10 protein-coding genes are annotated in these 9,348 nt (G+C 66.6%); 4 read left to right on the top strand and 6 right to left on the bottom strand.

Annotated elements, in window-relative coordinates; translation table 11 throughout:
* Positions 1-37: 37 nt before the first annotated feature.
* Positions 38-271, bottom strand: a complete 234-nt coding sequence (locus ACFWPK_RS34250) for a hypothetical protein (RefSeq protein ID WP_378922974.1) — start codon at positions 269-271, stop codon at positions 38-40.
* A gap of 794 nt (positions 272-1,065) precedes the next feature.
* On the opposite strand from ACFWPK_RS34250, the gene ACFWPK_RS34245 reads away from it, so the two are divergent.
* The gene (locus tag ACFWPK_RS34245; RefSeq protein ID WP_378922972.1) at positions 1,066-1,959 is read left to right on the top strand and encodes a replication-relaxation family protein; all 894 of its coding nucleotides are present in this window, start codon (positions 1,066-1,068) and stop codon (positions 1,957-1,959) included.
* Between the two features lie 192 nt (positions 1,960-2,151).
* Here ACFWPK_RS34245 and ACFWPK_RS34240 read toward each other — a convergent pair whose 3' ends face one another.
* From ACFWPK_RS34240 to ACFWPK_RS34225, 4 genes are all read right to left on the bottom strand, one after another.
* Positions 2,152-2,355, bottom strand: coding sequence for a hypothetical protein (locus tag ACFWPK_RS34240; RefSeq protein WP_378922970.1), 204 nt, complete (start codon positions 2,353-2,355; stop codon positions 2,152-2,154).
* Positions 2,356-2,764: 409 nt separating this feature from the next.
* Entirely contained in the window at positions 2,765-3,979 is a 1,215-nt protein-coding gene (locus ACFWPK_RS34235) for an AAA family ATPase (protein WP_378922968.1), read from the bottom strand.
* Positions 3,980-4,866: 887 nt separating this feature from the next.
* Positions 4,867-5,313, bottom strand: coding sequence for a hypothetical protein (locus tag ACFWPK_RS34230; protein ID WP_378922966.1), 447 nt, complete (start codon positions 5,311-5,313; stop codon positions 4,867-4,869).
* Positions 5,314-5,400: 87 nt separating this feature from the next.
* On the bottom strand, positions 5,401-6,066 hold the full coding sequence (locus ACFWPK_RS34225) for a hypothetical protein (RefSeq protein WP_378922964.1): 666 nt from the start codon (positions 6,064-6,066) through the stop codon (positions 5,401-5,403).
* Between the two features lie 381 nt (positions 6,067-6,447).
* On the opposite strand from ACFWPK_RS34225, the gene ACFWPK_RS34220 reads away from it, so the two are divergent.
* Entirely contained in the window at positions 6,448-6,909 is a 462-nt protein-coding gene (locus ACFWPK_RS34220; protein WP_378922962.1) for a hypothetical protein, read from the top strand.
* Between the two features lie 76 nt (positions 6,910-6,985).
* Here ACFWPK_RS34220 and ACFWPK_RS34215 read toward each other — a convergent pair whose 3' ends face one another.
* Positions 6,986-7,624 carry a TetR/AcrR family transcriptional regulator gene (locus ACFWPK_RS34215; protein ID WP_378922976.1) on the bottom strand — a complete coding sequence of 213 codons (639 nt, stop codon included), beginning with the start codon at positions 7,622-7,624 and terminating at the stop codon, positions 6,986-6,988.
* 199 nt (positions 7,625-7,823) lie between these two features.
* Here ACFWPK_RS34215 and ACFWPK_RS34210 point away from each other — a divergent pair, with 199 nt between their 5' ends.
* Both ACFWPK_RS34210 and ACFWPK_RS34205 read left to right on the top strand, forming a co-directional pair.
* Positions 7,824-8,360 (top strand): hypothetical protein, encoded by a 537-nt coding sequence (locus ACFWPK_RS34210; RefSeq protein ID WP_378922960.1) that lies wholly within the window; start codon positions 7,824-7,826, stop codon positions 8,358-8,360.
* Between the two features lie 206 nt (positions 8,361-8,566).
* A complete protein-coding gene (locus ACFWPK_RS34205) occupies positions 8,567-9,268 on the top strand; it encodes an alpha/beta fold hydrolase (RefSeq protein ID WP_378922959.1) in 702 nt (233 codons plus the stop codon).
* Positions 9,269-9,348 lie beyond the last annotated feature (80 nt).

Genomic DNA, 9,348 nt, shown 5'->3' with positions numbered 1-9,348 from the left:
GGCCGAAGACGGGGTTTCTGCGGCCTGACTGGGGCCGTCAGGCGGCGTTCGGGTACTGGTGCGGGTCGTCACTGGTGTTGGTGGCGGCCCGTTTCCGTGCCCGGACGCGGTCGAGGATGGCGGCGATGCCGTCGAGTTGGGTGCGGTCGAGGGGTTCCCAGTCGGCGACGACCCCGCGCCAGTGCTCGATCCGGTCAGGGTCCAGCGGCACGACGACGGGCCGGTCGCCCTCGGGTGCGGGCGGGTCGGGTTGAGTGTGGCGTCCGGTCATGGCGGGTGACTCCTGACGGTCGGGCAGGCAACGGGTGTACTTGTCTACTGGCGACGAAACCGCGAATTCGGGACACCGGTCCCGCATCCAGTTCGTCACAGCGGGCGCGCGAGCACGGCAGTGGCGGGCCGCGTCATTGGCGTGCGAGGCGTCGATGCGTTCGGGGTCCGGCGGCATCACGGGGGCCGCTCACGATCCGGGGTGGGGTGTGGGGTGTCGGTCAAAACGGGCCTTCCGAAAGTGGTGTGAACGAGTTCGGTCCTGCACTCGCTTACTTCCGGAAAAACGCCGTTTCTGGACACAGAAACAGGACACGATTTCATACCGATCGGCGGCACCGAGCGCCTGGTGTGACGAAAACCTCACTCCCGGTGTTCCGGTGGGTTTGCTCGGGTCGGATTCGACTCTCCCGCACCATATCTGGAACATATTCGGTTCATATCCTGGGGCTATCCGGACTCTATCCAAAACCTATCCGCGCCCTATCCCCCCAGCTCAACGACAGCGGTTTTCGATGTGCGAGTGGGCCGGTCGGAGCCACGACGCAGGCCCGGGTGCAATTGCCGTGAGGTAGCGGATTCGGGCGCGGAGGTGATCTGGGTGTGGTCCGGAGGTGGTTCGGGTGTGGTCCGGAGGTGGTGTGGGTGTGGGTGTGCGCTGTCCTGGAGGGTTCGCCTGTTCCCCGTGAAAGGTTGGTGTCCTCGATGACTTCGCGTCCTGCTCGGCAAGCCGACTCCCGCGCCCCGCGCCCGAACAAACCACCCTCGCGGGCTCGACCCTCGGGGGTGCCATCGTTGACCGGGCGTGACCGCTGGATACTGCGGATGCTCCACGAGCACTGGGTGCTGACCACCGACCAGCTCGCCGCGCTGGCGTTCCCGACCGCCAAGATCGCCCGCCGCCGCCTGGCGATCCTCTACGAGTACCGGGTCCTGGACCGGTTCCGTCCCCTACGTCAGCGCGGCAGCGCCCCGCACCACTGGACCCTCGCCCCGACCGGAGCCTCGATCCTCGCGGCCGAGGCCGGCATGAGGCCACGTGAGCTCGGCTACAACAATCAGCACACCCTCGCGGTCGCCCACGGCCTGCACCTGAACCACACAGTCGCGGTGAACAGTTGGTTCACCGCCCTGATCACCGACCCCGGCCACGGAGAACACGTGTCGCGGTGGTGGTCACAGACCCGCTGCCAACGCCTGTGGGGAGACCTCATCAATCCCGACGCCTTCGGCCGCTACACCCACCCCGAGGCGAGTCTGGACTTCTTCCTCGTTCACGAGCCCGCCACGGCCCCGGCCCGGGTCGGGGCCGTGTTGCATGGTTACGCCGAACTCGCCCGCACCAGCGGCACCGCCACCCCGGTCCTGTGGTGGGAACCGACCAGCGCCCGCGAGACACGCGCGCGCACCATCCTGACCCAGGCATGGCAGAGCCTGCCCGATCCCGAGGCGGTGCCCCTGGCCACCGCCACCGCCGAACTCCTCACCCCCGGGCTCACACCGCCCGGCCCCGCCGCACCGGTCTGGCTACCCCTGCACTCAGCCACCGCCACCCGTCTGCCGCTCCATGGCCTCGCCGCGGGGTGGCCCCGCGCCACCCTCACCACCGACCCGGACCAGGAAGCCTGGCCCTCCCAGCGCGCCACCCTGCTGGCCCCGCCACCCCCACACCCGCCCACCGACTGGTAAACACCAGCACCCGCACACAGCCACACACGGCGTGTCCGGGTGCGGTACGCCCCGCGCCCACCGACAGGCCAGCCGCCGCTACCCGCCCCACATGGCCAGGGCATGTCCCGCGACGGACCAGGCATCGGTGCGCGGGCGAGTCCGTCTGCCGCGATGATGGCAACTACCGCACTCGAGCAGCGGAACCCACAGTCATCGGCCCCGGGTCGACAGCGCGTACATCGCCGAGTACATGCCATCCATATCGGAGTCCCCCGCCATCTGAGCACGAATCTCATCCGCGACCAGATCCGGCAAACCCCTGGCCCGCCGGTCCTCGAAATGTGTGTGCACCGAATCGCTGATCTGCACCTCGGTCAACTCGTCGCACCCGGGCAGCAGCGGAACAATTCCCACCACACTCCGCAGACGAATACCGCGCTGGACCTGCTCAACCGACACCACGATCCGACACCCGGCCGGACACGACTCGCCCATCTCTGCTGTGAACTCATCGGGCCACCCCATTCGAATGCGCCGACGCGCGTACGGATTCGACTCGAACCAGCGGCGGTCGTCGTCCGACGCCCGCTCCACCACATCCATCTCAACTTGTTTCCGCCCACGCGCCGCACCGAAAGCCAGATGCGTCCCAGCGACGTCGCGGTGGCCCTGCCTGAGTCTTTTCCTCGTCCCTTTGCCCATGACGCACGATGTTCACCCAGGCAGCCCCCGACTTGTTGTATGCCCGGTGGTCACGGCGAGCCAGAGTCAGGTTCACCCCAACGGCGGGGCTGCCGGGAACGGGTTCACGCCAGCGTCGAAGTCACAGGCACTTGCCCAGCGCCAGCACCGTGTCGCTGGTGCCGAACACGGTGCCTACCACCTCGGCCACGAGCGCCCGCTCGGCGACGGGGGCGGCACCGATCAGATTCGCCGCAGCGGTGGCGGTGTCGGTCGCGGCGGCGATCACCGCGAAGTTCATCAGTTCCCGCAGCGGCGGCACCCACCCCGCCTCGCCCGCGTCGGCGTCGCGGCGGGCGGCCAGCTCGCGCGCCACCCGCACCACACCCGGATCAGCCCCGAGCGCTTCGGCGAGCTCGTCATCAGAACCCACCACCACCCGCAACGCGAACCGGGCAGCCAACTCTTCCGGTGCGACCGTGGCATCGAGCCCGGCCACCACCGCGAACCCCGGCGCGGCTTTGACCACCTCACCACCGTTGTCGTGCACCACGATCTCGCGGCGGCCTTCCATCGCGGCCACCACCACCTCCAACACCGCCCCCGGGAGCGCGGCCACGTCCTCGACGAACAACACCGCGCCCTCGCGCATCGCCCGCACCAAAGGTCCCTCGGCGAAAACGACGGTGCCGTCCGGGTTAGGCACCGCCTCGCCCACCACTTGCGCGAGGGTGAGCCCCTGTTCGCCGTGGACGGTCACCACCTCGCCGTGAGCGGCCGCCACCAATGCCGATCGACCGGCTCCGCGAGGTCCGTAGAGCAGCACCGCCAGCCCGGCCTCGCGCATCGCGGCCAGCACCTCGACATCGGCACGCCCACCCAGCTCACGCACCCGGTACTCCTGCCCGCCCGGGAGCACCTGCGGGGCCGCCGGAACCGGCGCGGGTGCCGGGGCCGCAGCCCTCCGGCGGCGCGGGGTGCGGGTGGCAGCGGTCGGGGCCGCTGTGGGCGCGGTGGCCGGGGCGGGTTTGGGTGCGCGGCGGCTGCGCGGGGTACCGGTAGCCGGGGCGGGGGCGGCGGACGGGGTCGGCGTACCGGAGGCGGCGGTTGCGGTGGCGGCAGTAACCCGGAACCGCAGCGGCTTGTCGCCGCACTGTTCGGCCAGCCCGGCAGCGGCGAGAGTTTTCAGCGCGTTGCCGACCGCGCCGGAGGACCGGCCCAGAATTTTCGCGACATCGCGCGGCCCGAACTCCGCCGCCGGGTCCCCGGCAAGGATGTCCGCGACCATGCCCCGCAATTCCCCGTTCCCCAGACGAGGCGCGGCAGTGGAAGCGGCGGCAGTGGCAGTAACAGTCATTTCGATCTCCTCGAACATTCGAGCCCATTCGGATAGGGCTCACGCCATCAACGGCGTCAACGGGAATTCAACGAATGCTCCCGGTTGAATTCGGGAACGACTCGACACTAGCTCGACTCACCACAGGTTCACAACCCCGAAAATGCGCCAATTCCAATAAATCCGTCCGCGAGCTCATGCATTCGACAAGGCAAGAAAGGAATGAAACGCGCACAACACAGACACTCCGGCACCGAAAAACACACAATCAAGCCCGGCAGTAAAAAGATGGACACGCGACAGAGCGGACGAGAACACGACCGGACACACCAGATCGGCACACTAGGACAGGTACCCGCCGACCTGCCAGGATTGCTGACACGCCCCGGCCACGGATGTCTATACACTTTGTATGTATAGATAATCCCGGATTATATCCGCGCGGATATACACCCCCCGAGCTGCGGATATGCCGCGCCGGGGTGGGGCGTTTTGACCGGTCCCCGCACGGCCCCACCAGTTTCCCCACGCGATACCCCACCAATTGCCCACAGCGGAGACGCTGAACCGGCACTCGTTCGGTCCAATCCCGAAACCATGATCAAGCACTCGCCAATATCGAAAAACCGGCACTCGCGGAAAAGGTTCGCGAGGGAGAATGGTCGAATAGATCCAGTCGAGATGACGATAATTCTATCTTGCCTTTAATTGACGTGAGGAGAACGTTGGCTCGGCCGGTTGAAATTGCCGGGAATGTCAAAAGCGGCCTCAAATGAATTGCGCGGATCGGATCGGACTGCCATCGACGGCACCCTATAGCCCCGCACAACCCACGCACGGCGCAGCGAAACGGTCGGTGTGGCCGAGCGAATGCTCGGCCACACCGACCGTTTCAGCGTGTAGGCGGGTTAGGAGATTCGCGGGGTGCGCGGCGTTTTCGCGGCCTGGGTTCCGGTGGCCCGGAACCTCCACGAGGGCACCGGTCTACGCACTTCGGCCGTGTCGGTCACGTCACCACGCCGGGCGTAAGGCGGCAGCGCGACCGGGGTCGCGCCGACGACCGCGCGGGCGGCGTGGTGGGAGTTGTTATAGGTAGTGCCGGTCAACGGCCCCGTCAAGATCCGGGTCGAGCCGGTGTACGGGAAGAACTCGCCCTCGGTACGCAACAGCCGGTAGCGCACGAAAATCGGCACCCACGGCACCAGCGCCGGAGGGACATGTACGCCGAGTGCGCGTTCGGCCTCGGCCGCGACCGCCAGCCACAGCTCGAGGCTGTCGGCGGCATGGGGAGAACTGACGAACACACGGTGCAACTCCGCCGCGATAGCAGCCGAGTTGGAAGGGGTAGTGAACATGTCGAGCACCTTTCGGAAGAGATAGATTGTGGGAGCGGTGCCGGACTCCCCGGAGGTAGGCACTCCGGGGATCCCGGCATCGCCCGGTCAGGCCGAAGCGAGGGTGAATCGCTTAGGGGCCGTACTGGTCTGGTGAACGGTCCCGGCCTTGGTCAGGGTGAGCAAGGCGTTGTGGACCGCACCGCCCGACCGTTCGAGGGCTTTGCCGATCTGGTGCGGCGAGTAGTCGTCGTCGGGGTGATCGCGCAGGAAGTCCTCGACCTGTCCCCGCAACGCACCAGCGGGCAACCGCACCACCGACTCCCGCTCGGCCCCTGCCACGTCATCGACCGGTGCCGGGGTGACCGGGGCGGGGTCGGCGGGATCGTCGCCCGTGGGGGCAGCGACCGCCGTATACGACACGGGGTCGGGGTGTGCTGCCTGATCATCGGGCGCGGCCGGTTCGGCGGTGGTCCAGGTTTTGGCGGCCCGGGGCGATGCGGTATCGCTGTGGGACCGTGCGGCCCCAACGGTTTCCCACCCCACCAGCACGCGCCGCGCGGTCGACGCCCCGATCCCGGCCGCGTCCGCCAACACGGCGGCCGTGGTACCGGGGTGGGTGCCCAACACCGCCCACAACGCCCGGTCGGCGTCGGTACGCAACACGGGCACACCCACCACCCCCGAAACGCTGTCCTGGGCAGCAGGGCCGGTGTCAGGGGCCGGTTCGGCAGATACCGGGCGCGCGGTGGTGGTGTTCTTCTTTTTGGACATGGCAGGTCCCTCCAACAATGGGGTTCGGTGAATTCGAGTGATGTCCCGGCCGGGACGGAAAACCACACCGACCGGCGGCGAAATCCCCCGGGGCGGTGTCGTTCCCGTTTCCATAGACGCTCGATACCGGGGTAGATGTCAAGCGGAACGTGAAAACAAATTCCGGTGCCCGAATTCCACTCACCTGTTTCCGTAATACGAACAGCGCGAGAGACATTCCAGGAGCTTGAATGTCAAGCAGTGACATTCTCGGGAGCCTCGGGCCACGCCGTCTTTTCTTTATAGAGGGTGTCGGTTTTGAGGCAGCCATGAAGGACGCCGACGAGTCGGTTGGACAGTTGACGCGGCGCGGCGTTAGAGTTTCGCGCCGAGGCAACGAAGATGATCAAGCACGTGGCCGCCAACCCGACCCGGCGGGTGTACGTGGGCGCGAACCGCCGACCCGAAGCCGTCCTGATGTCGGTATCGGCCGACGTTCCACCAGGAATCCGCCAGGCCCTGCTCGACACCTGCTTCTCCTACCTGGTCGCACACTCGCCCTACAGCTGGGCCGCTGACGGAGGGCTGCTGCACGTCGGAGACGACTTCGGCGGCATTTTCGCCTGGCTGTGGCGCTGCGACCAGACCGAGGCCATGGACCACCTCAAACGTTTCATCCGACTGCTCCGCGCCAGCGAACGCGCACCCAGGGTCCAAACCCTCGAAGACGTGCTGGTCGCTATGCAGTTCACCATCGACCTCACCGACGAGGAATACCTCGCCATCCGCCCGCGCCCGCGCCGAACTTGCCGACCGATTCCCCAACCAGTGATCAGATACTCAATCACTTACTGCCACAGCTAAATTCGCTAAGCGCCGGATTTCTCAGATCTGGACCCTACGGGCCAACTACAGGCCAACGTGGCGCTCAGGACGATGACTACAGATCAGCTTCGCCCGTCGAAGCAGCCCTGCGGTGTGGGTGCGGTATGAAAAGCACCGAAATGGCGTATCGCAGTGTGTCTGTCTCCGAGCGGATTCGCGCGGCGCCGGTCGGTAGCGCCCGAGCAATGGCCAAACCGTCCAGTACGACGTTGAGGTAGGCAGCCCGCTGGGCATTGTCTCCCGGCGGGAGGACTCCTTCTCTCTCGAGCACGTCCAGCCAGTGCTCGGTACGCCGCAGCCCAGCCGCGCTGAAGGCAAGGTAGGTGTCGATGGCATCAGCACTGGGCTCCGAGCCGACGTAGGTCTCGAGCGTATGCCGCCACGCATGTCGCGCTTGTTCCCCCGCGCCCGTGGCGGCCAGCACCTGCTGCATGCACGCCAGCAGCCGATCCTCGGCAGGCACGGCGGTGTCCTCGATGACGTCCGCACTCGCGAAGAGACCGGTGATGCCTGCTGCGACTTCGTCTATCAACGCCCGCTGCGTGGGAAAGAAGTGCCGCAGCGAACCGGTACTGACACCCGCGCGCGCGGCGACCGCGCGGACACTGAGCCTGGCACCCGGGTCTTCGGACACCATCGTCGCGGCAGCAATCAAAATGCGATCCCTGGTCCTGGGCTCACTCTTCGGCACCATCGTCACCTCCGACCCTGACAGTACTAGTACAGCGTGCTAACGTCGAAAACGCACTATCACACTGTACTAATGAATTTGGGGTGTAGTCATGGCGACAAGCTGGCGTGAACGACGAGCCGAGCGACGAGTTCGACCCGGCGACGGCCGAGCCCTCACACGTTTTCGGTGGTGGCAGGTCCTCAGCAGGTCCCAGCTCGCTGTGGACGTACCGACCGGATCCGGCACCACCCAGTACACGGTCGACGTCCGACAGCTCGGCGACGGCAAAGACGGGGAAGTACGTGCCCGGTTGTACCGCAACGGACTGCAACATGCTGTCTCCCGTATGCCCGCCCGATTCTCCGTCGAGAACGGAACCATCGAAGTCGCCATGGGCGGGTTCGGGCTCAAGCGTTGCCACTTCGTCGACACCGACGGCAACGAGACGATGCTGGTGCCCGATCCCGCGTCCGCCGAAGGTCGTCGGGCCAGGCTCGAGGAGAACCGGCCACAGCTGAGCCGCATCCTCGGCGCCCTCGCCACGCTCGCCGTTCTGGTCGGGATGCTGGTCGCGCTACTACAGCTGGTCGAGCCGATCACCAGCATTCCGCAGGTACGCGAGCTCGTCGGCGGGGTGCAGTCTCCGCGGCGGCTGCCGCTCGCGGCAAACATCGCGATCGGTGTAGCTGCCTTCCTCGGCAGCATCGAACGCGCTCTGCGCATCCGCACAAGCTGGCTGGACAATTTCGCGAACTAGTCACCGGCCTGCGGGGGAACTCGCACGTGAACCCGAGAGCTGCCCACCGTAAAGATTCCACGCAGCGCTCACGCATCCCCGTCCCGGACTCTTGCTCGTCCATTCCACGCCGACCCTTTCGATAGGAATCTCTCGTGACAGACAGCGATTTTCACCGACACGGGCGTCATCAGCGTCGCCGCACTGCACTGTTGAAAGCCGCCGCAGTGAGTACAGCCGCTCTGTGGACCGTCACCTCTTGCGGCACACTCTCATCGGAGGAGCCGAACTCCTCGTATCCCGCACCGGCGCGCTACGAGTCACAGACACTCGACTTCGCCCCATGTGACCAGACCGCCACAGGCATCGACGATGACCGGGTCGAATGCGCAACACTCGAGGTGCCGCTCGACTACTCCAGCCCCGACGGCCCCGCCATCGAACTCGGCATCTCCCGCATCCGAGCCACCGGCACCGACCGAGTCGGATCGGTCGTGGTCAACCCCGGCGGACCAGGAGCACCCAGTGTGGGTTTCGTGACCGCGGTCGCCGACTCCTGGGCGGACGGCCCAGCTCGCCAACAGTTCGACATCGTGTCGATGGATCCCCGCGGAGTCGGCACCTCGCGACCGGCCATCGACTGCTACACCGACCAGGAACGTGACGACGACGCGATCGTTTCTGGGATCCCCGCTGGTGCGCTGGCCTGGACCGCCGACTCGGCCCGGTCGGTGTTGGAGCAGTGCGCTCGACGAACCGGCGGAATGGAGGTCCTGGGACAGATGAGCACCGAGAACGCGGCACGTGATCTCGATGTCCTGCGCGCGGTGCTCGGCGACGAGCAGTTGACGTTCCTCGGTGCCAGCTACGGAACGCGCCTGGGGACGATCTACGCCCAACAGTTTCCGAGCCGGGGTTGCGTCCAATAGCGTGGTGTACGGCCCGACCATCGGACCAGGTCCGAGCGTGTCGTAGCCGGAAATAGGGAGGTCACCGCGTGACCCTTGAA

Source organism: Nocardia sp. NPDC058519, from assembly GCF_042719755.1.
Taxonomy (GTDB): domain Bacteria; phylum Actinomycetota; class Actinomycetes; order Mycobacteriales; family Mycobacteriaceae; genus Nocardia.
This window is presented reverse-complemented; position numbering and strand designations above follow the sequence as displayed.